This window comes from Paenibacillus sp. FSL H8-0317 (assembly GCF_045040685.1).
GTDB lineage: Bacteria > Bacillota > Bacilli > Paenibacillales > Paenibacillaceae > Paenibacillus.
In genome coordinates this window covers 3,074,430-3,100,535 of the sequence record NZ_CP150294.1, presented here as the reverse complement: position 1 = coordinate 3,100,535, position 26,106 = coordinate 3,074,430, and the positions used below count along the sequence as shown (strand labels likewise).

The window sequence follows — 26,106 nt, the reverse complement described above, 5'->3', positions numbered from 1 at the left end:
ATAATCCATAATCTTCCTTCCGATTTAATTAGCATTCATGGGGATATCACTCCGGTTCACTCGAAGCAATTTCCCTGATGAAGTCGATAACACATCCGGATCAGTACCCAGACCAAAGTAGAAGTCACCCTCGTTCTCTTCGAAAGACTTGGCATAGGTGTCCTGGTTAAAACGTAAAATCTCATTCCATGTGGTCAGATCCGTGGATTGGTAGACCCGATTGATATACAGATTGGCACTTTGGCGAGTGTACGTAAGCACATACACCTTGCCATCACGCAACAGCACATCGGTTGGGAGTGCCTTGGCATCTGGGAGATTAACTCGCCTTGCCTGATTAATGTCGGTCATGACATTCAAAGATTTGGGCAGCAGCTGCCCATCATTGAACACGCCTCCCGCTATATAGAGCAACTTGTTATTGAAGTTAACATTTTTGCCTATTTTATTATAAGGAATCGTGCCCATTTGATAGGTTAGTCCAGGCAGCATTTTGCTGCCATAAATGACAACATCCCGTTTCTCAAGCTTTTCGTTAATCTCCAGAATATTAGTTTTGTCATTCCATATTTTATTGGCAGGATACATCATGCCAGATGCATATAACTTGCCATTAAGATGGAACATGGTATAGGCCCGGAAACCAAACGTATTAATGGTCGCATATTTCTGCCAAGTTTCACCTTCATTATGAGAGATTAATATTGTTGGTTTGGAATCTGTCCCCAGCGCGGCAAACATCTTGCCCTGATAAGATGCCAAATCGTATACGTGTACACCCAACGGCAGATTGCGATATTTGGTCCACACATCTCCATCTAGACGATAGAAGTTACCCAGTTCCCACTGTTCACTATCGGAATCATTGCCAGGAATATATAACTTGTCGTTTAATACTCTGTAGATATCAATCTGTTCCTCATCCACATACATCTTCGTTGATGGCAAGATGCCCGGGTTGCTGTTAGTCACCGACTGGGTCTTAAATTTTGCATTCGCTGTATCATAATAAATGACTGGGATAGGGCCTGAATTTGGAGCTACGCCCAGATTGCTGCTATTTCCGTGGCCCAAATATATTTTGCCGTTGTACAGTTGCATGTCCCAGACGTTATTAGCATATGGTGTTTTGGTAAAAGGTCTGCCTAGCAGTTCGATCTTCGATGTTACATCCGCTGAACTGATCGGTGCATTCGACACCTTGGCAAGCCTACGTTCCGTCGCAGGGGGTTGACTTGTTGAGGTGGTGTTTTTCGGCTTGGAGTTTCCCATAAGCATCCAGCTCATTCCTGCGACAATGGTCAAAATTACGGCTGTCCATTTTGTATGTCTCTGCATGTCCGCTTCCTCCTTCATTTTTTCATCATCATTACCTTCACACCAAGATGATACATTTTGTATCTTTTCATACTATGTAAAACTACCTGTACATGCAACAAATTCCGCCCTATTTATACAAAAAAAGTAGACAATCACATCTGTTGATGTGCTGTCTACTTTTTCTTACTGTCTGTGATTTCTATTCAGCTTTTACCAATATCTTAACCTGATTTTTCTCTTTCAACAGTGCTTCAAATCCATGCTCTACCACTTCATCCAACGAAATTCGTTTGGTCACCAGCTTGTCAGCCGGGAAGAAACCTTTATCCATCAGACTGATAACCGCCGGGAAAACATCGCGATAACCAATAATGCCATTAACTGTACGTTCTTTCATGACAATTGAGTTCGGGTGAATCGGCGCTTCCTGTTCAAAAATACTGACGATCATCAACTCTCCACCAATACGTGTTGAATCGATGGCTTGTTGTAGAACACGTGGAACACCGGTTACTTCATAGGCTACGTTAACGCCACCTTGTGTACGCTGATGGATCTCTTCCACGACATTAAACTGCATTGGGTCAATCACAATGGCACCGAGCTCTTCGGCTTTTGCTTTCCGTTCATCCGATAACTCCACCACATAAATATCCGACGCTCCCGAAGCTTTAAGCGCTTCAATGACCAGTAGTCCGATTGGGCCTGCACCATACACGGCTGCCGTATCTCCCACTTTCAGCTTGCTTTGACGCACAGCGTGAAGTGCTACAGCTGAAGGTTCAACCAACGCACCTTGCTCATACGAAATTGAATCCGGAATGGCATGTACCATGTTTTCTGCAGCAGTTACATACTCGGAGAATCCTCCTCCGCCTCCAGCGAGTCCAAGGAAACCCATCTGATCGCACAGATTATATCTGCCCTGTTTACAAGCTTCGCAGTGTCCACATGCATAGATGGGTTCTACCACAACACGATCACCTGCCTTGAAACGTGTAACGCCTTCCCCTACTTCAACCACCTGTCCTGAGAATTCATGCCCCATAACTATAGGCGCTTGTTCCCCTGTTAGCGGATGCGGTGCTTGAGCGGGAATGAAGATTGGACCTGCTGTGTACTCGTGCAAATCACTGCCGCAGATACCGCACCATTCCACTTTTATTTTGACCTTCCCTTCTTCAGGGTGAGGTTCATTAATATTTTCGAGACGTAAATCTTTGACTCCATGCCAACGTAATGCTTTCATTCATTTCATCTCCCAGATCATAAGTTTTGATATAATCGGAAACGTTTCCGTAAGTTAAATATGTCACATTTTAGATACGCTGTCAAACATATTTCTCCACTAATATGTCTATTTCGTGATCATCTCGAGTTCACATAAAGAATGCTTATACTATAATTCAAGTCATCTTAGCGGTATTACAAACGATGTAATCCTTGTTATTAACATATATTATGGCAAATAATATTGTAGTCCCATTGAAATTTAATCAGGCCTCGCCATAAATCTGGCCCTTTCATGGGATACTTCATTGTTCAAATGTTATAATCAAGTTATATAACTATCGTGAAGTTCATACATATTTCTAATAATTCGGAATCGTTTCCGATAAAGTGAGGTAACTGTACATTGAGGAAAGAACAGAAACTTACGATCAAGGATGTTGCAGAGCGTGCCGGCGTGGGCATCGCTACCGTATCCCGGGCCATCAACAATTCAGAAGGCATCAGCAGTAAAACACGGGATAAGGTGATGCAGGCCATTGAAGAACTGGGGTTTGTACCCAACACCTCGGCACAGAGTCTGAAAATCCGGCAAACGCACCAGATCGCTCTTGTTGTACCCGACATACGAAACGCCATCATTCCGGAAATCTCCTGGTCTGTAGAACAAACGGCGAAGCAGCATGGGTACCATGTCGTGCAGATCAATACGGCAGGCAATGCCAGAACGGAGCTTGAAACCATTCGTAATGTCAAAAAATTGCATGTGGACGGACTGATTTTCATGCCTCTGGCGTACCCCAAAACGTTACCCGGACTGATTGATAAGGCGCCGCTCCCTATCTCGATGATTAATTACGGCAAAAAACTGGAACCTGGCATGAAGGCAGATATCGTCTCTCTTTCTCAACCCGAAGGCAAATTGGTGATGGAACATCTGTTCAAAATCGGCCGGACTCGAATCGCTTATGCAGGAGCACCGAAGGACATTATTGAAGAACGCTTTCGTGCGTATGAGCAAGCCGTAGGTCACGTGGACATTTCTCTCGTCTACTTTGGTGAGGACTTTTCATTAAATACAGGTGCCAATGCTGCAGATTATTTCTACGGACTTACGCATATGCCAGATGCGGTCTATGCCATTAATGATATGGTTGCCATCGGATTGGTTAATCGGTTCAAGGAGTTAGGGGTTCGTGTACCTGAAGATGTGGCTGTTGTGGGTGTGGATAACAATCAATGGACGACCGTCACGTCTCCTCAGATTAGTTCCGTCTCCATAATGGGCGAAGAAGTCGCCAGACTTGCTACCGAGCTGTTGTTAAAACGAATTCGGGAGATGAATACGACCGATTACGAACACATCCAATTTGAACCACGCTTAATCGTTCGTGAATCAAGCGTTGCTATGATTCATTCTTCCCAGCGAGGACCACACAGTTAAATTTGGTGAGTGGATGGCTCAGCAGGATAGGATGTGTTTTACATCCGTCCCTTCATTTGTTTTCTACACAGATATACTAAAAAGGTGTTGCTCAGGTCTAACTCTTTCCTGGCAGCACCTTATTTGTCGTTGATTCTATATAACTATAGCAGAGTCATACTCCGCATACGTTCATTTTAAGAAAGCAGTTGCCTGATCGGCGTTCCCTTCAGGAACATCGCTATATTCTCTACGGTATGATTATAATAGATCTCATAATTGCCACGAGTCACATAACCCAGATGCGGTGTTGCCAGGACGTTGGGTAATGTTCGCATCACATGGTTAACTGGTAGCGGTTCCTGTTCATATACATCCAGACCTGCACCAGCAATCACACCACTCTGCAATGCCTCCACCATGGCTTCCTGATCAACAATGCCCGCTCGCGACGTATTGATGAGTAGCGCACTCGATTTCATTAGTTGAAATTCGGCTTGTCCGATCAGATTCCGCGTACGATCACTTAATACCAGATGTATAGATACAATGTCGCTCTGTGCAAGCAATTGCTCCTTGGTCTCGGACCAAGTTACACCATGTTTTTCGGCTTTCTCTTGTGTTAGATTCTCGCTCCAGGCCATCACATTCATGCCGAATGCTTGTGCGATCTCAGCCATGCGAGTACCTATTTTGCCCAAACCGATCAATCCAAGTGTTCTCCCATGCAAATCCAACCCTACAGTGCTCTGCCAGTTTCGATTGGAGCGAAGTGCATTATTTTCCGTAACCAGTTGTCTGGACAGCCCCAGAATCAGTGCCCATGTAAGCTCCGTGGGCGGATTAGAGCTTCCCTCGGTTCCACACACAATAATCCCGTTCTTCTCTGCAGCCTTGAGATCTATCGACGCATTGCGCATACCACTTGTAATCAGAAGTTTTAGCTTAGGAAGCTGTGAAATGACCTTCTCCGGAAACGGTGTACGCTCCCGCATCAGCACCACAATATCGAAATCCTGCAATTCTTGAATGACTTTATCTTCAGAGCCCATATAGTTGTTGAATGTCTGAATCTCCACCTGATCCATCAACGAACTCCAGTCCGCCGACGTCAGCGCAACGTTCTGATAGTCATCCAAAACGGCACAGCGCAACTTCGTATTCATTTCTGATCTCCTCCTATATTTGCTCCATTCTTAAATATATTGTAGCAACTCCGCATCACTTTAAACAGAATAATTCCCTATTACTGTAACAAAGACAGCGTAACCTGGATGCTCTGCTCCACAAACAAGCGGTCCGGTCCTGATTTCATCAGTACAGTCAGTCCAATCATGGATACAACCAAAGACTGTGCAACCGCACTCGCGTTCATGTCAGTGGACAGCTCCCCGCTCTGTTGCCCTCGTTCTATCGTTTCTTTAAAAAGAACACCCAGGTACATCTGATGCTCCCGTGTAAGGACAGCGAATTTGGGATCATGTGGAGCCAGCTCAACCATCGTATTAATGCAAAAACAGCCGTGACTAGGCTCGGTCACACTCCCCTCTGCTCCAATATGTTCAAACAATCCACGAAAGGCTTCCCGTACGGAGGAACCCTGTTGAAGTCTGGCTCTGACTTGAGCCGCGTGCTGAGTGGTATACCTGCGAAGTGCTGTTTCAAATAATTCCTTTTTATCTCCAAAAGCCGCATACAGACTGGGACGTTGTATGCCCATTGCGGTCGTCAAATCATTTAAAGATGCCGCTTCGAACCCTTTGTCCCAAAACGTATGCATCGCTGCATCGAGTGCTTTATCCGTATCAAATTCCCGTTGTCTAACCATACAATTCACCTCTTTATGTATCGATCAGTATGTTTATATATTTTAACCTCACTCTTATTACAAAGTCAAAACCTAATAACCGGAAAGGAGTTTTTAGCTATAAATGAATCGAAAATTCTGGAATAGAAGCGATCATATGGTTATTTTATCGTCGTATTCTCTGGGTAAATAACCTTCAGTTTAACCCTCAACTAAATCTCTGTTGACAGAATTCACGCAAATAAAGTATGGTTATCCCGAAACATAACATACCGATCAGTATATAATAGAAAGGTGACAACTACTCATGCAAACTTCTTCTCCAGATGCACAATTATCCAATAAGGATCGTCCAGCCATGTCACGGTTAGTTGCTCTACTCTTTGCCGTGTGCAGCGGACTTGCGGTCGCCAATATCTATTATGCTCAGCCTTTGCTGGACTCCATCGCTCAAGAATTCAGCCTCTCTCCGTCATCCATAGGGATTGTCATCACAGTGACTCAAATATGTTATGCCTTGGGGCTGTTCCTTCTTGTTCCGCTTGGTGACCTCTTAAATCGCCGCAAGTTGATCATCCTTCAAATGCTCTTATCCGTGCTTGCACTGGTTCTCGTAGGAACCGCACAATCCAGTTCCCTGTTGTTCACGGGCATGGCTGTCGTTGGTTTATTAGCCGTCATTACGCAAACGCTCGTTGCCTTTGCTGCACACTTGGCAGCCCCTTCCGAACGTGGTCGCATTGTCGGGTTGGTAACCAGCGGAATCGTCATTGGCATTTTACTTGCACGAACGGTTGCAGGTACGCTGAACGATTGGCTCGGGTGGAGATCGGTATATCTGTTCTCTGCCAGCCTTACATTACTCGGAATTGTCGCCTTATTTTTTGTTCTCCCAAGGCAACAATCACCACAAGTAAAACAAAGCTATACCCAATTACTCGGTTCCGTCTTGCAACTGTACCGTGAGTTGCGTGTGTTACGAGTACGAGGTGTGCTGGCCATGCTGATTTTTACAGCCTTCAGCATTTTGTGGACTTCTATGGTACTGCCACTAAGTAGCCCCCCACTGTCCCTGTCTCATACAGTCATAGGTGCATTCGGTCTCGCAGGAGCGGCGGGAGCTTTGGCTGCTGCCCGTGCAGGTAAACTTGCCGACCGGGGCCTTGGGCAGAAAACAACCGGTGTCGCCCTTGTCATTCTGCTCTTGTCCTGGCTGCCCATCGGTTATGTCCATCATTCTCTCTGGTTTCTGATCCTGGGTGTTATCCTGCTGGATCTCGCCGTGCAGGCCGTACATGTTACCAACCAGAGCCTGATCTACGAAGTTCGCCCCGAAGCGCAGAGCCGCCTGACGGCAGCTTATATGATCTTTTATTCCATCGGCAGTGCAACCGGCTCCATCGTTTCTACCCAAGTGTATGCATGGGCGGGCTGGACAGCCGTTTGCTGGTTAGGTGCTGGCGTTAGTGCAGCAGCCCTTGTGTTCTGGATGATCGATCGTTATATGCATCGGAATCTCGATCGTTGAATTAGTCCAGTTTATCCCACACCACAATAAAAAGAGTTGCCAACGGACCAAATAACAGGGAAATCAGAAACCAGTTCCGACCACTTCTGTTTTTTCCCTGGGCCAGTCCGGCATTAATCAAGGCAAGTGTGCCCCAACCTACAAAATATTCATTATCCATCAAATGTCTTCTCTCCTTTATCCCTCAATTCTGGCTACTGCTCAAGTATCACTTTGAGTTTACGATTGCGACTCTCCAGAAATGCCTGCATGTATCTCTTCAGCACAAGTCGTTCGGTTGCCCATCCCAGCAATCCAAGTGGAGCTTCGAATCGAAGTGTGTCTCTCATACAAGTCATCTGATCCCCAATTTCGCTGAAATGATGCTCATGTCGCATGCTCTTGAAAGCCCCTTTCTCCATCTGATCCACAAAGAGGAAAGGTTGTTCAAACTGCACGATCCGGGACTTCAACTTCTGTCTGACCCCAAAATGAGTAGCCTGAAATGTAACGGTATCCCCTGCTCCAATTCTTCCTGTGGTTACTCCTGCGACTGCTCGCTCTCGCGTATGTTGCCAGACGGTCTGAGTATGTATTTCAATATCCCGGGCATAGTCAAAGCACCGTTCAATCGAGGCATGTATCGTAATCTCGGTTGTCACTTCAATCATGGCGATCGCTCCTTGGCAGGAAAAATAAGGTCTTTGCAAAGTATACGCTTGCTTCCTTGGTCGAACAACACATATAGGATGATATAACAAAAAACGGGTCCCCTGTCTTCGTACAGGAGGCCCGTTCTCAATATAAATAAGGAATACAGATCATATTTAGATTAAATAAGCAATTCATCAATGGCAAGCGTACGCTCTTTGGAGAGATCGCGATATTCTTCAGACTCCACTTTGATGAGTGGTTTGAAGATATCAGATGTATTGTTCATAACAATCACACCTTTTTCTCCATTGCTGAGCAGAACCTGTTTCCCGATGAAATTAGGAAGCAAATGCTGCATCAATGCCTGAACGGGTTTTTCATTCAATTTACCAAATCCCATTCCATAGATATCTCTAAGGTTGTTGATCAGATTTGGATTGCTTCCTCCATGATTCCCTGATCTCATACCTATATAGATATCCGCTACAGATACAATCTGGGTATAGGGATGAATTTCACTTTTCTCCAGTTGCATCGGATAACCCGATCCATCTTCCCGCTCGTGATGCTGCAGAGCAACCAGTGCTGTCACTTCATCCGTCATCGAATTTTTGATAATTTCATGGCCATATATGGTGTGACGCTGCATTTCAAGCTGCTCATCCGCCGTCAACGGTTCTGTTTTGTTCCGAATCCGGTGGGATACTTTGCACTTACCAATGTCATGCAGATAACCACCGCGACTAATCTGATAACTCTCCTTCTGAGAATATCCAAGCCAGTTCGCAAGGTAGAAGGACAACAATCCTACCTGAATTGAATGTGTATAGTTATTGACGTCATCCCGCTCCAGCATCATCAGGAGATGAACGACATCTTTCTGCTCATCCAGTCCCTCAACCATCGGTTGCAGTGCATCATCCACCATGGTGGCGTTGAACTTGCCAACGGTCAGAGCTTCGAGAAAAGCATTTTGATAATTATGTACAGTCTGAATAAATTGGGACTTCAGCTCTTCTTCAGGTGGTTCTTCCTTCGTAGTTATCCCGGAAGCATGTTTTGCCGCTGCAGCAAAAAATTCTGCTTCAGTGATTTCTTCTTCGCGTGATTCAATATCTACATAATCTACACGGTGCTGCATAAGCAAGGTGATATCCTCACCTTTGATCACAGTTCCCTTCCCGAGAACGTGTAATCCTGCATCGCTGAATGTATCTGCAGTTAGACGGTCTCCGTCTTGCAGGTTCATAATATGGATTCTCAAATCGGTATTCCCCCTGAACAATTCATTATAGTAACAGCACCCAACGGAACGGGGCCACAAAAATACCTATACTTCTTTATATCGTTATAATTCTTCATTTCATACATAGTTCAAACGACCTTAATCACAATGGTAAATACGAACAACTAAGACTTTATCCTCACTCCAATATCCAAATTAGTCCCGGTTTTAAACTTTTACACACTTTTGTACCTCATTGCCGTATCAGAGTAAGCCGAAGAAGTTCAAACGCTCCGTTTGAACTTCTTCAAGACATCTCAAATTAGATTTTGATCGAACCCAGACTAGCACCTTTAACAAAAAATCGTTCAATGCTCTTCTCGACCGAAGCATCGGGAATCAGCGGCGGCGCCTGATGGGGTTTGGTACGTGCATCAATAATCACCTGATCACAGCCCCAATGCTTGTGGTCATATCCGCTGTTAACCCCATACATATCATGTGAAGGGTTGCTGCGAGTAAAGGTTGCCCATAAGAAGTTGCTGAGGTTAGCACTCAGGAACGAACTATCGTCACATAGAATGATCATTGGACACGAGTCCAGACCTCCTTGTTCTTTCAATAGAGACGTGAATGCTTGCATCTCCTGTGCTGTATCTGCATAACTCGTGAAGGCCGATGTCTGGATCGAAACGATACCCGGCATGATGAGCTGTGGATTCTCATAACCACGAATGTTTTTCAAAGACTCCGGAACTTCCGTGCACAACTCTCGAACCTTGTCGCCATATGCTGCAAAAACGACCTTGCTGCCGCTGTTCAGTCCTGTACCCGAATAATCGAGTGTATCAATCGTTGTATGGGTATGGAAATGAATATCCCGCTGCATATCCATACGCTCCAAGATATAGGTCAGGAATTCAACTTCCTTATGGGTATCCAAAGGTTGCTGATCCTCAGCGGTAATAAACAGGTACTTCGCCAGACTGAGCTGACCCGTACCCAAAATACGATTGGCAATCGTAAGCAACTCTGTCGGCTGCTTCACCGCCTGATACGGCGTGTAACGTTCACTGCCGATTGCAAACAGTAATGGATGGACCCCTGCCGCATCGACCGCATGCACTTCTTTGACACCAGGAATCTCCTGTTTAATCGCGTCTCCCGTAATCTCATGAATCAAATCGCCAAACGCCGTATCCTCTTGCGGCGGACGACCAACAACCGTAAACGGCCAGATCGCATTAGGTTTGGCATAGACTTTATGCACTCGCATTAGCGGGAATTCATGCGTCAGGCTGTAATAACCCAGATGATCCCCGAACGGACCTTCAGGCTTTGTCTCGCCTGGGTAAATATCACCTGTGATGACAAAATCAGCATCATTACTGATGCAATATCCGTCCTTGTAACTGTACCGGAAGCGACGTCCAGCGAGCAGACCGGCAAATGTCATTTCACTAAGTCCTTCAGGCAGAGGCATCACCGCTGAAAGTGTATGTGCAGGTGGACCCCCAATGAAAATACTCACTTTCAGTGGTTCTCCCTTTTTGACCGCTTTGGCTTGATGTATACCGATTCCGCGATGAATCTGATAGTGTAATCCAATTTCCTTGTTCATTTCAAAATCATTGCCATCCAGTTGAACCCGGTACATCCCCAAGTTTGAATTCATGATGCCTGGTTTGTCCGGATCTTCCGAATAAACCTGTGGTAGCGTCACAAATGCCCCACCGTCCATAGGCCAGTGTTTGATGAGTGGCAAGTCCGAGATTTGAATCTCTTGCGCCGACACGGGTAGGCTGATAGATTTCTGTTTTGGCAGCGCTTGCCACGCAGCTAGACCTGTTTGGACATGCTGAAATGGCGTCTTAAGCGCCTTCATGGGATCGTCACGAACAGCCATGACCCGTTGTACGCCTTCCAGCGTACCCCGGAACATGAACTTGCTTCGTTCCACCGTGCCGAACAGATTCGATACGGCCTGGAACTTTGAGCCTTTTACATTTTCGAATAACAATGCCGGGCCTTTAGCCTCGTGCACTTTCATATGGATCGCTGCCATCTCCAGATGAGGATCAACCTCTTCTTTGACCCGAATCAAATGACCGTGCTGCTCCAGATCGTTAATACAATCTTCCATGTTGCGATATTTCATTGGATGGCTCCATTCTGTGTATGATAAATTGATTAAGTTCATAGATTCACATAACGTCTCTTCTATTTTAACAAATGATCCTCTGCTAAACAAAACTATATGTGAAATTTTGTCGCGAATACAGATATCAAAAAAGCAATATGGCAGCAATCTGAATCCTGAACGCACAGGGACCGATTGTTTCCATATTGCTCTCTCTCTGTTCTGGCTTGCCTTAAGATGTAGGTGTAATGGTCGATCTGGGGATCGTGACAATAAACTGCGTTCCTTTTCCTACTTCGCTCTCTACATCAATTGTACATTGATGTAATTTCAATATTTTAATCACAATGGACAACCCTAATCCATTCCCTCGAAGCGAGCTGCTCCGTGCTTTGTCCACCATGTAGAATCGATCAAAGATATACGGAAGGGCGTCCTCAGGTATACCTTGTCCTGAATCTCTAATCAATATCTTCACATGTGAAGATGACGTCTCAATTTCGACATGAATGGTACCTTGTGGACCTGTGTATTTGATCGCATTGTTTATTAAATTCTGCCAGACCTGATCAAACAAATCTTTGTCCACTGTGATCTCGCAGGGCAACAAGTCCAGTTCGATCTGTATGTCCTTCTGAGCCCACTGCGGCTCTGCCAGTAAGATCGCCCTTCTTAATTGTTCATCTACCTGGAACGTGGTGAAATGAACCGGATGATGCTCCGAATCCAGCGAGGCTAGCCGAAGCAGATTATCACTGAGCCTCGATAAGCGCAGCGTTTCCTCATAGATAATATCCAGATGCTCTTTCTGCTCTTCTAATGGAATAACACCATCTTGTAGTGCTCTGGTGAATCCTCTAATTGATGTGAGCGGAGACTGCATTTCATGAGAGACGTTGCTGACAAAGTCATCACGAACCGAATCGATTTTTTGCAACTCACTGGCCATATGATTAAAACTCTCCATCAGTTCCCCAAACTCATCCTTATTATTGTGTTTCAGGCGGACCGACAGGTCACCTGATGACATCTCCTTCGCCGCAACCGTTAATCTCTTAATCGGTTTCACAATATACCCGGACATGAACAGGATTAATAAGCTGCCAATGACCAGAACCGTTAACAGTGAGGTTAAGAGCGTGTTTCTCAGTGTATGAAAAAGAGAGGAAAAATCACTTTGAATCAGAAATGTGCCAATCCCCTCTTTTGTTCCAGGAACACCTATGGTCGCGACTCCATCTTTACTGGACAGAAAAATGGCATCCGTTGTACCCGAATCAAATAACGAATGAACTTTGTCTTCTGGCAAGGAAGATAACACTTCACTTTGTTCATTCACGGGAGTGATATTTAAGCCGTAGCGAGCAAAAATATCCAAGCTTGATTTCACTTTTTCAGGATCATCGATCAGGTTAATCAGTGTAGCGAGGTCTTCAGCAAAAGTAACCATAAAACGATTCGGTGTCTTTTCCTGGGACCCGTTATTTATCATAAAGGAAAGAATTAAACTCACCAGAACAATCCCGATAAACGTAGCTACGATGCGAAGTCGCAGGCTCTTCCTAAACATTTTCATGCCCGCTCCAGGCGATAACCGAGTCCTCTGATAGTTGAGATCACTAACTCAGGTACAGGTTCAAGTCGCTCCCTTAACCGCTTGATATGTACATCAACCGTACGCTCATCTCCTTCGTAATCGATGCCCCATATGTCATCTATAAGCTGTGTACGTGTGAATATTTTCCCTGGCGAACTCGCCAGAGAAAATAACAATTCACATTCCTTCTTTTTCAATTCGATAGTTTGTCCATCCGCAACAACCATCAGATTGCCCAAATCAATCGTTACACCGCTGATCTGAATCATGTTTGATGAACTTTTGTTATATCGTTTCAGTAACGATTTTACACGCAGGATTAATTCCACAGGATCAAACGGTTTAACCAGGTAATCGTCTGACCCGGCATTAAATCCTCTGACTTTGTCCTTGGATTCTCCCTTGGCTGTCACCATCAGGATGGGAATATCCAGATAAGACCGAATATCTTCCGTCAGTTCAATACCGTCTATTCGTGGCATCATCACATCCACAATCGCCAGATCCACTTTCGTATGCGAGAGGATATCTAACGCCTCTTGACCGTCTGGTGCTTCCAGCACGGAGAATTGATTCTTTTCAAGATAGATTCGGATTAATTTGCGGATATGGGAATCATCGTCCACCACCAGAATTGTGTTCATGTAGCCATTATCCTTTCCGCAATTGGTTTTATTCGTATCGTAGGGATTCCATCGGGTCCAGCTTCGCCGCTTTTGATGATGGCATCAAACCGGCAACAATACTAATCGCTGTACTTACCACGATACCAAACAAAATATAATATCCCGAGAGATTAATGAGTTTGGCTCCAAACGCATTGTCCAAAAGAATGTTTAATACATAACTGATGATCACTGCAAAGATTACCGCAATAATACCACTAAATACGCCTAATAAGGCAGATTCGGAGAAGAATATTCGCTTGATATCTTTCTTTCTTGCTCCAATCGCCCGAAGAATGCCGATCTCCTTTGTCCGTTCCACGACACTGATATAGAGTACTACCAGTATCATAATACCGGATACGATCAATGAAATACCTGCAATACCCGCGAGTACAATGGAAGCCATACTTACATATGTCGTGATATTCTCCATGACCTTGGCCATTTGAGAGCCTGCGAAGCCAGCGTCTACAGCAGCTTCATTGATATCATTTACATATTTCATATCGGTTGCATAGGCGTTTACCTGAATCGGCCCGATCGTTATTCCTTTGTCTGTATACATTTGCTCCAGCGTTTCTGATGAAATGTATCCTGGGGATTGTTGCATTGGAGATCGCGGATCTGCCGCTTCGTAGATCCCTGAGATCGTTACTTCTTTCTCCAAAGTCACTGGTTTATTATTGCCATCCATCTCATTGATATATAGAAACACGGACTTGCCGATCATGGATTCAGCTTGGTCATTTCCGCTTAATTGTTTCGCCGTATCGAGAGGTAACAACATCTCATTTTCTACAGGAAGGACCCCTGTTGTCATCAATGCTGGATCAAAAGAATCCGTTAACGTTGTTAACTGTGTAAGTCCTACACTTTGTTTTTCATTCACCATCGTGGATTTGCCTGTAATAGTTGTAATTGTTTCTACATGATCCACATTAGGAAAATTGCGAATCGTCTCAACATCAGCTTCGGTGAACGGTTCACCTGGTGCCATCAAGGCCTCAGGACCTTGCATATCCTTGGCTTCTTCACTCGGCTTTGTTATATCCACGAGCAAAGGGTCCATACTTGAATTGATTTCGTCATTCATATACGTTGTTATCCCGTTCCCCAAGGAGAGCATCAGGAGTACACTTAATATACCTATAGATCCACCCAAAGCGACCAGTACATTACGCTTGCCGTTGAGTTTCATATTTTTAAGTGCCATCTTGAATGAAGCAAGCAAGCTCAGGCTCCGGGAAGAATCCTTACCACTCTCGTAAACAGTCGTAGAAGGATCTTTCAGGTGAATATCGTCACTAATGCGCCCCTCTTCAACCTTCACAATACGTGTACCGGAGTCAGCGACTTTCTGCGAGTGAGTTACGGCAATCACCAGCATTCCCTTCTTGGCTATACTGTCCAGCAGAGCGAGGATTTGATCTCCGTTCTCCCTATCCAGAGCACCCGTCGGTTCATCTGCAAGAATAATATCGGGATTGTTGGATAACGCCCGTGCGATGGAAACCCGTTGCTTCTGACCGCCAGATAACTGGTTGGGACGTTTGTTCAGATGATCCTTCAGTCCCACCTCTGTCAATATATCTACGGCACGTTTATTGCGATCCTTCTCATTCGTATCTGTCATTTGCATCGCAATCGTTACATTTTCGAGGACAGACAGATGTGGGATCAGATTGAAATTTTGAAAGACAAAGCCGATATTGTTCTTCCGATAATCATCCATTTCCTTCTCTGTCATGGCACTTAAGTTCTTGCCACGAACAACGACGTCCCCTTCATAGTCGGAGTCCATGCCACCAATGATATTCATTAGTGTCGACTTACCGCAGCCAGATTCGCCAAGGATGGAGACAAATTCCCCTGTCTCAAAACTCAGATTCAAACCGTGAAGTACGGGAACTTTTTCTTTTCCATATAAGGTGTATGATTTCTTCACATTTTTAACTTCTAGTATTTTCATATGGATCTCTTCCTCTCCTGATCATGCACGATATCTATCTATTTGATGTTTATATCGTAACAAATCAGTATGAACTGATAATGAACTGGACCATTGCACCTATAAGAGGTTGTTCCAAAGAACTATATACAAAAAAACACCTACAGCTTGCTTGAAACAAATCATTTCAAGTAAGTGTAGGTGTCCAGAAATTTGATTAGATTAGTCCAGCTTTTGCAAGTAACCTTTTCACAATCGCGGCTGACTGCGCACGACTAATGTCTGCATCTGACATCAGTTTGCCATCAGCACCTTGTACCAGCTCTTGTTTAATTGCCGATGCAACTGGCTCTGCAGCCCATGCCTGTACTTTAGCGCTATCGCTGTATGTGCTCAGCAGACTTGTTGTCTCTGACGCGTCGGCCTGTGCCAGACCGACCAGTTTCATCGCACGTGACACAATGGTCAGCGCTTCAGCACGAGAAATTTCGCTGTTCGGACGGAAGCTGTCGTCAGCATAACCTGAGATTAGGCCGTAGGACACAGCCGTCTGAACCTCATCCTCATACCAGCTGCCCGTCTTCACATCCGTGAACGCTGCCGCTTCTGCACTGCGCGGTGCGTGCAGACCCAAACCTCTTAACAAAACAGCCGTAAACTCTGCCCGCGTAATACTCCGGTCTGGCGCAAACACGTTCTCACCAGTACCTTGTACGATCAGACGGGATGCCAGATCCTGTACGTCATCACGACTCCAGTGACTTGATACATCGCTGAATGTTGCCGGATGATAGATCAGCGCATAAGTACTGTTCGTCAAGCTGTTAATAATAGCAGAATCTTGCACGTTACCTTTGATAACCTTGGTCGGTACATGCAGAAGGCTGCCATCTGGCTGAAGCACAACCCCTGTCGTGATCTTTGAACCATCGACACCCTCTGGCAAAGTAATGGAGCGCTCTACATAAGAGTTAAAACGATCCACATTAACTTGCTGTCCATTCCAGATCGCTTTTACTTCAAAATCAATCGGAGCTGCGATCACCGTTGTGTTCTCCAGCTTATCCGCTGCAGCCTGAATTGCTGTTTGTTTAGATGTGGCACTAGGCACAATAGCGATTTGGATTGTGATATCTTCCAATGGAACCGTGCTTCCGAATTGGTTCAGAATCTGATCCACTTGAATCTGGTTAGCTGGAAGTGTGTACGTACCGCTATCAGTCTGAATGACAACTTCGGCATTACTTCCTTCCATTGTTTTGACCAACTTGCCGTTCAGTTCACCAACAACTGCACCTTTAGCAGTACCTGTAATCGGCAGCAGTAACGTTCTTAGTCCACTTCCAATCTGATTGATGACTTTGTCATTATCCACATGAACCGTGGTGGTAACCTGATTGTTTACCGTTGAAGTGGTAGCGGTCGCTGATTGTGCCTGTTTCTGACCATTCACATAGATGTCTACACCTTTGGTTACCGCCGGAGTCGATGGAACAGGGGTAACCACGGGTGTAGTTGGAGATACACTTCCCCCTCCACCCGAAGAGTTACCAGGATTCGGTGTAGGTGTCGAACCAGAATTGTCGCCACCTGAGTTTGCTGCTGTAATTGTGATTGTTCCACCGGACAACTGAGCACCACTATTGTGTTCTACATTTGTAAAAAGCCAATGTTCTGAATCGCTTTGCACCACTGTGAGCTGTTTTGTTCCAGGAGTCGCATTACTTTTGGCTTTGACCTCCATATCAAATAATTGCTGTTCGTCTGAAATCAAACGTTCACCTGCATTGAAATTAACCCAGATGATCCGTACCCAGCCTTCTTCGTTATTAATTACGTACTGGAAGTCTCCTGTACCGGTTTCTTCTGGGGATGTGCTAATCGTGCTTACAGATTTAGGCGTGATCCGGACAACTTCCAGGGCAGATGTATCATAATCAATCTGCATATTATAAGCGCTAACCTGAGAATAGGACTGCTTTAATGTAACAGGGACATGAACCGTCTGCCCCGGCTGTACACTTACATTTGCAAATTGAACCTGTGATGGTTCTGCCGGCTCTGCCCCAGCCATACTCGGGAATACGAGAGACGAGAGTAGCGTCAGTGCGATGAGACCTGACATTGTTCTTCTGATTCTTGGACGTTTCTTTTTCGGTTGAAACATGTATTAGCCTCCATGTCTGTATCAATTGATAGATCGTTTGGTAACGATAGAAAAAATATTGTTATTCGTTATCTAAATTAAGAAATATGAATTAATCAGGGCGTTGTATTTTTTCTTTTCCAACAATGTATACTCGTCTTGGCTCCGTATTCGCGTCCGAAGTGGAATGAGCAGTCACTTCGAGCACAAGATAATGATCCTCGTCCTCAGATGTAACGGTATGCTGTTCTAGTGTCTCCCCTTCTATTGGAACCATATCTTCTCCTGAAGGGTCTGTTGCGCGATACCACTGATAAGAAGGAGTAGCAATAACATCACCATCAACATCCATTAAATCATAATCTGTGGCAATTGCGTTCTCCATGTAATTCTTCAATTGACCATTCAGCACATACGGCGCATCGTCCACTTGTTGAAAGGTCAACACATAATCATTGTTTTTTGCGCCAAGTGTTTTATTGGCATATCCGTTTAACAACGCATTCATATCCCCCAAAGTGGGTTCCGCATTACGATCCACGTCCATTCGGTTCATCTCTTCATAAGAATAACCGCGGCGACTGACCATATTACGAAGATAAGTCAAAAGTTCTGCTGCATCCGCAGAATTCACTTTTCCGTCTGCATTTACATCCCCTTTTTTACTAATGTTAAGTTCAAAGTTATCCGTAACCGTTTCCGGTACATCAGATACAGTATATTGAGCTTTCAATTCGATGTTGATTTTGCCGCTCTTGTAAGGAATAACAACCAATATATTTTCATTTTCTATCGTTTCTACATACACCCTAGCTATACTGTTATCACTTGAGTTGGCTGTGAGCATACTAAACTCATCAGATCGTAAATGGGTACTCAAATCAATTCTAACTCTATTGTTCGTTACCTCGATGGGTACACCGGACACAAAAGAAGGATCGTTTTGTTCCGATGAATAATTTAACCAATGGATGCCGTCGTTGAGCACAGGCCGTGAAATGTTAATCTCTGGGCCAATTTCTCCTGCGTTAGCTTGAGGAAGCGCTCCACCTATAGGCAACGCAATGCCCAACCCGAGTGCAGTCAACATGCTTTTTTTCAATATCGGCTTAAGCCGTTTTTTGTTTTGTTTCCCCTTCAATTCATGTTCCTCCTCGTGTACATTTCAAATTTGAACAACTACATGCTCAGTATAACGAGCCATTCTGAACCGATTCTGAACAGGACCGTGGAACTATTCCCAGTTGTAATTCGACAAAAAACGCCATGGAGTATGCCTCCATAGCGTTTTGAACACAAATCATTTTCCAGTTTGGATCAAATTCAGCTAAAATTAAATTCCCTCTACAATTCGTTTGGCTCTAACCTTCACCTCACGGTAAAGTTCATCCTCATCGATCGTGAGCAGCTTTCTGCCTCTCATGAGGATCTGACCATTCACGATCGTGCTGTCCACATCCGCCCCATTTACACTGTAGGCCAATAAGGATTCCACCTCATGTACCGGTTGAAGATGTGGTTTCGCCAGATCGATCAGGATCAGATCAGCTTTGCGCCCCACCTCAAGCATCCCTACTTCATCCTGTAGACCAAGCAGACTGGCACTTCCGCGTGTAGCCATGCTTAGTACGTCCTTGGCTGGCAAGCGAGTGGGATCGCCATAATCCAGCTTTTGCAGCCAGGTCGCGGCTTTGATCTCCTCGAACATATCGACGGTTGTGGCACTTCCCGCTCCATCCGTTCCGATTCCCACATTAATTCCCTGAGCCAACATCTCGGTAATTGGAGCAATTCCACACCCCAGCTTCAGATTACTGACCGGATTGTGTGCTACACCACCGCGCATGCCCTTCAATCTGCTGATGTCCCTTCGATTAAGGTGCACACCATGTGCAAGCAACACATGTGCCTGTTCGAACATCCCCGCCTCTTCCAAATACTCCGTCGGTGTCATGCCATAGCGCTCACGAATCTTCACAACTTCTTCCTTTGTCTCAGCCAGATGTATATGGAGAGGAATATCCTCAGTGACAGCCAGAGCAATGACTTCACGCAGCGGCTCTACAGGACATGTATAGGGTGAGTGGGGTCCATACATGGTTGTAATCCGCCCATCGGCCGCTCCAGACCAGCGTTGCACAAGATCGATCGCCTCCTGCAACCTGCGTCCCCCATCATCCTCCATGAATACCATCCCACGTGTAAGCGATGCCCGCATACCTGTTTGCTTAACCGCATCTGCAATCTCATTCATATGGATATACATATCCGCAAAAGCAGTGGTACCCGAACGGATCATCTCGGCGATGGATAACTTGGCACCCCAATAGATGTCTTCCGGGTTCATCCGTGCTTCGGCAGGCAACATTTTACGTTCGAGCCAGTCCATCAGCTTCAGATCATCCGAGAATCCCCGGAGCAGGCTCATTGGTGTATGTTGGTGTGCATTGATGAGGCCCGGCATGGCAACCTTATTGCGGCCATCGATAATCTCATCTTCAGGTTGAGGAGAAATGTGGTTCGCAATCTGTACAATGCGATCTCCCTCAACACGAATATCCCCCATAAAGGGGGCATCGGCATCTTTCATCGTTAGAATCGTAGCTTGCTGAATCAATATACTCATGACGTTCACGGCTCCTCTGGATTGGTTGTCGTTCATTCCCTATCCGAGGGTAAGCCTTTACGTAACGGCAAGGTCAAGTCATTTTAATTTTTGGATCGTCATCTTTCTGAAACTTTGTATAAAGGGTTTAGGATCGATTTCGACCATATAGGGATATACTCCTGTGCTTGTGTGCAGATAGAAAAATCCACCTTCATCACCCATACGGCGAAATGACATATCAAACACTTCCGTGATGTTGAACTCGCGGTATTTGGTCACGATTTTATCGGAATACAGCATCATGGAGCGGGCATTCATCTCAATCTCTTGGGCGAGACCCGTCACTTTTCTCTGCACTTTGTAATAAGGTAATACAGCAACGCAGTTCATGATCTCCCTCCATTCATGCCATGATTATTGTTCCATCATAGCAGATCGGAGGGTCCTAACAAAAGAACATGAACTCAGGTAATCGTGGTCATCACGCTTAGCGGCGTAGGAAGTGCATCCTGAATGTCCTGCAAAGAGAGACACTGTTCAATATGAAATACACCATGAGGTAACTCTGACTCTGTTCTATATACACGTTCCGCCACCGCTGCTGCCACGGCCGCTGTTGCATCTGCTTCCTTTGCGCCAACCAGTAGTTGTTCGACGCGGATTTGCTCACCATTTTCCCATCCTACAGCATCGACCTTGACCGCATACATTGGCTCTCCTCCGGGAATAAGGCCAAATGCCATGACTGTTCCATTCCGAATAGACGGGATACGGAGCAAGGAAAACAATCCTATACTTTTGGAAAGCGCCATGGAACTTGTAATCCAGCGGGAGTCCAGACAGAGTCTGGTAGATACGGTTGGAATACGTAACGTCCGAGCAACTACATGCTGATCCGAAAAGTTAAATCGATAGGCCTTCCGGTTTCCCAATTCCGCTCCAAAATCAATCCTTTTGCCATCTCCAAAACTTTGTACCTCAGCAGGTTTGCCCTTTTGCATCACTTGGTAGGTGGCATTCATCTGATCAACGGTCCACTCCACGGCAGCTTTTCCGTGCTTCTCTCCAAGTCCCAGCATTACGGTAATATCTGCTTCCTCCACCTGATCCATATGCATGGTCGCTTCGCGTACAAGCAAATTAGTCACTCCAGGTGATAATCCAACGCTGAGGATCGCGGTCGATTGGGAACGTTGCATTTTGGTATGCAGCTGTTCAACCTGAGCGAGAAAATCATATTTTGCAGAAATATCAATATAATCGGTTCCGGCTTGTGCACAGGCTTCAACAAACCGGGTATCACTCTGATCCACACACATAATGACCAACTTCACAGGCCGTAACATTGAAGGCTCCACAGGTTTTGTTATATCCAGTTGAAGTGGTCGCACAACACCACCTGTAGACCTGCTGAATTCTTCCGCACGATTCATGCGTGTACCCGCAGCCCATACTTTACCCGGGAACAATTTCCCCAGTTGAGTACATATCATCTGCCCCACTTGACCATAACCGCCAACCACCCAGATCTGATCTTTCATAGGTTTCACGTTAGTTTCGAATTGCATAATACCCCTCCACCCAGAACGCCCCGAAGTAACGTGTAATATGTGAGAAACCGCATTCGGTCAGTAGCTGAGTCATCTCTTCAGAGCATATGGGATCAGATTCACGACCAAGGGAAGCAGCAAAGCGCTCCCACTCTTCAGGAAGGACGCCCACACTCAACATGTGATCCTTCCAAGCTTGCATCATGATTGGATGTGCAGGTGAACGCAGATCAGCATTTACAGCCGCAATGATCAGTGGTGCACCCGGTTTAAGTCTCGCTGCGAGACTGGTCAGAAACGTTCTCTTGGCCTCCATCCCCTGAAGGAAATGTAACATGAGCATGCTTGTCGCCCCATCATATACAATATCCTCCGGCAATTCTTCAACCGTGACAGGTTGCAGCTTCACTCTGGAGCCGATGCCTGCTTCCGCGACTCGTTTCTCAGCAAGTTGCAGCATGGGCTGTGAAGGATCTACTCCAGTTAATGTCCAACCGGCATGACGTGATCCGAGCAGAGCAATCTCTTTTCCCCCTCCCGCTCCGGCAACAAGGATATGAATATCGTTGTTATCGGCAAAAGATGCTGAAAGCAGCCGTTCCATTAGATCATGCATATGAGAATAACCCGGAATTTTCAGGGCTATCGATTGTTCGTAACGATGAACATCTGCTGTTTCCCAGCTCATCGGTGATGGATTGTGATTCATGGACACCGCACTCCTCTTGAATTGAAGTTAGACTTGACTCATTGTTCGTCTAATTTCATTATAGAAGGATACGGCGAGCCTACAATCCCAGAACATTGGGATATGCGCACAGAGAGAGGAGTACTCTTGTTGACATCACGTATTGATCGGAACCACAGACTTATCACTTCTCTTGAAAAAGGAACCTGGACCTCGCATACCTATCGGGAAGCTGTTCTCAAGCAGATCCATACGGTTATACCTTACGACGCATACTGTTTCACTACCGTTGATCCTCTGACTCTTCTCTCCACAGGAGCTGTGACAGAAGATGGCATTGAAGTCATTCATGATCGGTTATTCATCAACGAATACATGGAAGAAGATATACATAAATACGCTGAATTAGTTCGCAGCGGTGAACATACAGCTACATTCCACACATCCGTAAACGCACAGCCTGAACAAAGCCCACGTTATATCAACATTCTTCAGCCAGCGGGGTTCGGTGATGAATTGCGCGCTGTATTGGTCAATGGAGACGCTTGCTGGGGATATCTGACCCTGTATCGTAAGACAGAAAGTGCTGTCTTTACAGAGGAAGAGCGGTTGATGATTCAGTCCTGGACCGCTTCTATTGCATCCGTGTTGCGATCCACGAGCCTGACACTGATCGATGAGATTACGAGTGAAAGTCCCGAGGAACCCGGAATTTTGATCACCTCAGACACGTTCCAGCTCTTATCCCTGAACGACTCCGCTCAATATTGGCTGTCCCAATTGCGCATGCTGGAACATGTAGGGCCGGATGTTCTGCCCCGTCCGGTACGTGCAGTGAGTTCCCACTTGCAGCGCAAGTATCAGGCAGAACGTGCTCACGACACTCAGATCGCTCACGACTCACCATCCAAAGTTTGCATCCAACTACCGGATGGGCGTTACCTCATACTTCATGCCAGTCTCATGCAACAGCTTACGGGACCGGATCAAATTGCTATCCGTTTGGAGCAGGCGATGCCTCAGGATTTGCTGCCCTTGCTCGCTGAAAGCCATGGATTATCCAGTCGAGAGCGGGAACTGCTCGGATATGTGCTTCGCAGCTATTCATCCAAAGAAATTGCTGCTGCGATGCATATTTCTGTCTACACCGTTCAGGATCATTTAAAATCCATTTTCGCCAAAACCAAGGTATCCTCACGTCGCGAGCTCATCTGGTATTTCGTTTCCCGGTTCCAGCTGTCGGATGAGCCTGCCATATAAATCCTGAGTAATTTCCCAGTATCAACTTGACTATCAATTGAGAAAAATCAAAAGATGCCAATACGAATCCTCGTAATGGCATCTTTTTTTATGCTTTGATTAAGAAGTATAGCGGTAATGTAGGGTAGCTTCGATCGTTGAACTTCATATCGTGCATTCTGCTTTAAAACGCAGCGCACAGTCCTGCCAACCCGTTTCCCACAAAATATCCAGACTATATCATTGATTGTGTTATTTGGATTTTGCTAGTAAATAAAGAAAATATGGAACACTAATAACTGTAATAACGATTCCTGTCGGCACATCTCCTACGAGGCTAACCGTGCGCGTAATCGTGTCAGCCAACACCACGACTAGTCCACCCGCCAAGCTGGCAGCCGGAATGAGTAATTTGTGATCAGGGCCGACCAGTTTTCTCGCCATATGCGGAGCGATCAAGCCAACGAAAAAGAAGCTGCCTCCCACGGCCACACTGCCAGAGGATAAAGCAACAGCAGCGATTGACAACGCCAAGAACTGCCGTTTCACGGATACACCAAGCCCCTGTGCTGTCTGATTGCCCAGATGGAGGGCATTCAGTATGCGAGCTTTGTAAAAAATATAGCCGAGTAAGATCAAGACCCATGGTGTCAGTATGGAAATATAGCCCCAATCATCGCCCCATAGGCTCCCCGCCAGCCAATACAGCATGAAGTTCATCTGTGAATCATCCAGCTTGAGTGTCAAGAAGGTCGTCAGCGCCCCATATCCGCTTCCTAGCGCGACCCCGGTCAAAATCAAACCGATTGGTGAGATGTCTCGTCCGCGGCGATACGATAATAAGAAGATCAAACCCGCCGCCAATAGTCCGCCAACAAAAGCCAACAGAGGCAGAGCAATAAAGGAACTCTTGCCTGTGGATGCAAAGAATACAACGAAGAACAGGACAAACAAACCCGATCCCGAACTAATTCCCAGTGTCCCCGGACTAGCCATGTCATTACGCAGCAAACTCTGCATCACGACCCCCGCCGCTCCCATTCCTAGACCTACCAAAATCGAAAGTACAATTCGTGGCAAACGAAAATCAAACACAATCAGATTTTGCTTATCGGTACCGTTTCCTATGAGAACGTTCAGCACTTCTAGCGGTGAAAGATTCATTTTGCCAGAATTCATGCTAATGATCGCAAACACAAGGATGAGCACCATAAGCACTACATTGATGATAATGCCTCGTTTCATCGTATAACGCCGCTTGATCATTCGTATTCCCTCCTTTGTCTTCGAGCCAAGAAGAGAAAATACGGCACACCAATGATAGAAAATATAATGGCAATCGGCGTTTCAAACGGTTTATTGATCAAACGTCCAGCCAAATCGGCCGATACGGTCAGCAACGCACCATATAACGCCGCTGCCGGAATAATGTATCGATAGTCGACACCTACCATATATCGCACAATATGCGGGGTGATCAGACCCACAAAACCAACCGGGCCAACCACAACAACAGCCAATCCAGTCAGCACAAGTACAATAATTGTCGACAAAATCTTGACCAGTCCGCTACGAATGCCGAGTCCACTTGCCACATCATCTCCCAAACTGAGCAATGTAACGGAAGGGGACAGCGCTAGTGCCAGCAGTATCCCACCAACAAAGAGCGGTGAGATAATCAGCAATTCTCCCCATTTGACCCCCGCTGTGCTACCCGCCGTCCAGAATGTCAATGCTCGCCCCAAATCATAATTGATCGCCAAGTACTGACTGAGTGCGCCAAACAACATTGAAATAGACAGACCTGCCAGTACAAGCCGCTGAGGTGTCATTCCGCGATTGCCCAGTGATGCGGTAAAGTAAGTCATACCGGTGGCGATCGCTGCTCCCAGACAAGCGAACAACATCATCTGCCAATACGAATAACCCGGCAGAAAGGCCAGGCATAGTGCAATTGCAAATGCTGCGCCAGAGCTAATCCCCATCAGCCCGGAGTCGGCCAGCGGATTACGCGTTGTCCCCTGCATGATAGCGCCACATACCGCAAGGCTGCACCCAACGATCAGATCAGCTACGGTACGCGGGAGACGCATGGTTTGAATAATTTGATGTTCAGTGAGCATTGGATCAAATCGGAAAATAGCCTCCCATACCGTTGCTAACCTCATATCAGCAGCACCAAACATAATGGATGCCGCAGACATGAGAACCGTTAATCCAAGCCCCACTACCATGTACATGGTGAAGTTCATCGCCCCACGGCGTTTTTGTTCAGGCTTGCTTTTCATCTCGTTTCCCTTTCATCACCTATTGACAATCCAAACGAATATGGATACTAACGTCCATAAACTCGACT

General features: G+C 45.8%; 22 protein-coding genes. 3 read left to right on the top strand and 19 right to left on the bottom strand.

Annotated elements, in window-relative coordinates; genetic code table 11:
• Positions 1–24 precede the first annotated feature (24 nt).
• Positions 25–1,338, bottom strand: coding sequence for a hypothetical protein (locus tag MHB43_RS14050; protein ID WP_405132164.1), 1,314 nt, complete (start codon positions 1,336–1,338; stop codon positions 25–27).
• Between the two features lie 181 nt (positions 1,339–1,519).
• Positions 1,520–2,569 (bottom strand): 2,3-butanediol dehydrogenase, encoded by a 1,050-nt coding sequence (locus MHB43_RS14045; protein WP_405132163.1) that lies wholly within the window; start codon positions 2,567–2,569, stop codon positions 1,520–1,522.
• 387 nt (positions 2,570–2,956) lie between these two features.
• Here MHB43_RS14045 and MHB43_RS14040 point away from each other — a divergent pair, with 387 nt between their 5' ends.
• Positions 2,957–3,994, top strand: coding sequence for a LacI family DNA-binding transcriptional regulator (locus MHB43_RS14040; RefSeq protein WP_017688801.1), 1,038 nt, complete (start codon positions 2,957–2,959; stop codon positions 3,992–3,994).
• 176 nt (positions 3,995–4,170) lie between these two features.
• Here MHB43_RS14040 and MHB43_RS14035 read toward each other — a convergent pair whose 3' ends face one another.
• Positions 4,171–5,139: a D-2-hydroxyacid dehydrogenase family protein gene (locus tag MHB43_RS14035; protein WP_405132162.1), complete on the bottom strand. Its 969-nt coding sequence runs from the start codon at positions 5,137–5,139 to the stop codon at positions 4,171–4,173.
• A gap of 80 nt (positions 5,140–5,219) precedes the next feature.
• The gene (locus MHB43_RS14030) at positions 5,220–5,801 is read right to left on the bottom strand and encodes a TetR/AcrR family transcriptional regulator (RefSeq protein ID WP_017688803.1); all 582 of its coding nucleotides are present in this window, start codon (positions 5,799–5,801) and stop codon (positions 5,220–5,222) included.
• A gap of 286 nt (positions 5,802–6,087) precedes the next feature.
• Between MHB43_RS14030 and MHB43_RS14025 the strand changes: the two genes are divergently transcribed.
• The gene (locus MHB43_RS14025) at positions 6,088–7,308 is read left to right on the top strand and encodes an MFS transporter (protein ID WP_405132161.1); all 1,221 of its coding nucleotides are present in this window, start codon (positions 6,088–6,090) and stop codon (positions 7,306–7,308) included.
• Between the two features lies 1 nt (position 7,309).
• On the opposite strand, the gene MHB43_RS14020 is transcribed toward MHB43_RS14025, so the two are convergent.
• The 13 genes from MHB43_RS14020 to MHB43_RS13960 form a co-directional block, all read right to left on the bottom strand.
• The gene (locus MHB43_RS14020) at positions 7,310–7,471 is read right to left on the bottom strand and encodes a hypothetical protein (RefSeq protein ID WP_237175782.1); all 162 of its coding nucleotides are present in this window, start codon (positions 7,469–7,471) and stop codon (positions 7,310–7,312) included.
• Between the two features lie 31 nt (positions 7,472–7,502).
• Positions 7,503–7,958, bottom strand: coding sequence for an SRPBCC family protein (locus tag MHB43_RS14015; protein ID WP_405132160.1), 456 nt, complete (start codon positions 7,956–7,958; stop codon positions 7,503–7,505).
• A 161-nt stretch (positions 7,959–8,119) separates the two neighbouring features.
• Positions 8,120–9,205 carry an HD-GYP domain-containing protein gene (locus tag MHB43_RS14010; protein ID WP_221819595.1) on the bottom strand — a complete coding sequence of 362 codons (1,086 nt, stop codon included), beginning with the start codon at positions 9,203–9,205 and terminating at the stop codon, positions 8,120–8,122.
• 283 nt (positions 9,206–9,488) lie between these two features.
• The gene (locus tag MHB43_RS14005; RefSeq protein ID WP_047842712.1) at positions 9,489–11,324 is read right to left on the bottom strand and encodes a UbiD family decarboxylase; all 1,836 of its coding nucleotides are present in this window, start codon (positions 11,322–11,324) and stop codon (positions 9,489–9,491) included.
• A gap of 214 nt (positions 11,325–11,538) precedes the next feature.
• On the bottom strand, positions 11,539–12,876 hold the full coding sequence (locus MHB43_RS14000) for an ATP-binding protein (RefSeq protein WP_405132159.1): 1,338 nt from the start codon (positions 12,874–12,876) through the stop codon (positions 11,539–11,541).
• 2 nt (positions 12,877–12,878) lie between these two features.
• Positions 12,879–13,547, bottom strand: a complete 669-nt coding sequence (locus tag MHB43_RS13995) for a response regulator transcription factor (RefSeq protein ID WP_127546972.1) — start codon at positions 13,545–13,547, stop codon at positions 12,879–12,881.
• A gap of 28 nt (positions 13,548–13,575) precedes the next feature.
• Complete coding sequence (locus tag MHB43_RS13990; RefSeq protein ID WP_405132158.1) at positions 13,576–15,540, bottom strand: ATP-binding cassette domain-containing protein; 1,965 nt, start codon at positions 15,538–15,540, stop codon at positions 13,576–13,578.
• 196 nt (positions 15,541–15,736) lie between these two features.
• The gene (locus MHB43_RS13985) at positions 15,737–17,686 is read right to left on the bottom strand and encodes an S-layer homology domain-containing protein (protein ID WP_405132157.1); all 1,950 of its coding nucleotides are present in this window, start codon (positions 17,684–17,686) and stop codon (positions 15,737–15,739) included.
• Between the two features lie 91 nt (positions 17,687–17,777).
• Positions 17,778–18,806, bottom strand: coding sequence for a dockerin type I domain-containing protein (locus MHB43_RS13980; RefSeq protein WP_405132156.1), 1,029 nt, complete (start codon positions 18,804–18,806; stop codon positions 17,778–17,780).
• Between the two features lie 192 nt (positions 18,807–18,998).
• Positions 18,999–20,291 (bottom strand): amidohydrolase, encoded by a 1,293-nt coding sequence (locus tag MHB43_RS13975; RefSeq protein WP_405132155.1) that lies wholly within the window; start codon positions 20,289–20,291, stop codon positions 18,999–19,001.
• Between the two features lie 78 nt (positions 20,292–20,369).
• The gene (locus MHB43_RS13970) at positions 20,370–20,663 is read right to left on the bottom strand and encodes a hypothetical protein (protein ID WP_221819603.1); all 294 of its coding nucleotides are present in this window, start codon (positions 20,661–20,663) and stop codon (positions 20,370–20,372) included.
• A gap of 74 nt (positions 20,664–20,737) precedes the next feature.
• On the bottom strand, positions 20,738–21,841 hold the full coding sequence (locus tag MHB43_RS13965) for a saccharopine dehydrogenase family protein (RefSeq protein WP_237175645.1): 1,104 nt from the start codon (positions 21,839–21,841) through the stop codon (positions 20,738–20,740).
• Positions 21,825–22,532 (bottom strand): class I SAM-dependent methyltransferase, encoded by a 708-nt coding sequence (locus tag MHB43_RS13960; RefSeq protein WP_405132154.1) that lies wholly within the window; start codon positions 22,530–22,532, stop codon positions 21,825–21,827. The genes MHB43_RS13965 and MHB43_RS13960 overlap by 17 nt, the downstream gene beginning before the upstream one ends.
• Positions 22,533–22,661: 129 nt before the next feature.
• On the opposite strand from MHB43_RS13960, the gene MHB43_RS13955 reads away from it, so the two are divergent.
• Positions 22,662–23,771: a helix-turn-helix transcriptional regulator gene (locus MHB43_RS13955; protein ID WP_405132153.1), complete on the top strand. Its 1,110-nt coding sequence runs from the start codon at positions 22,662–22,664 to the stop codon at positions 23,769–23,771.
• A gap of 231 nt (positions 23,772–24,002) precedes the next feature.
• Here the strand turns inward: MHB43_RS13955 and MHB43_RS13950 are convergent, their stop codons facing one another.
• A complete protein-coding gene (locus tag MHB43_RS13950) occupies positions 24,003–25,016 on the bottom strand; it encodes a FecCD family ABC transporter permease (protein WP_405132152.1) in 1,014 nt (337 codons plus the stop codon).
• Positions 25,013–26,038 carry an iron ABC transporter permease gene (locus MHB43_RS13945; RefSeq protein ID WP_047842702.1) on the bottom strand — a complete coding sequence of 342 codons (1,026 nt, stop codon included), beginning with the start codon at positions 26,036–26,038 and terminating at the stop codon, positions 25,013–25,015. Before MHB43_RS13945 ends, MHB43_RS13950 begins: the two co-directional genes overlap by 4 nt.
• Between the last annotated feature and the right edge of the window lie 68 nt (positions 26,039–26,106).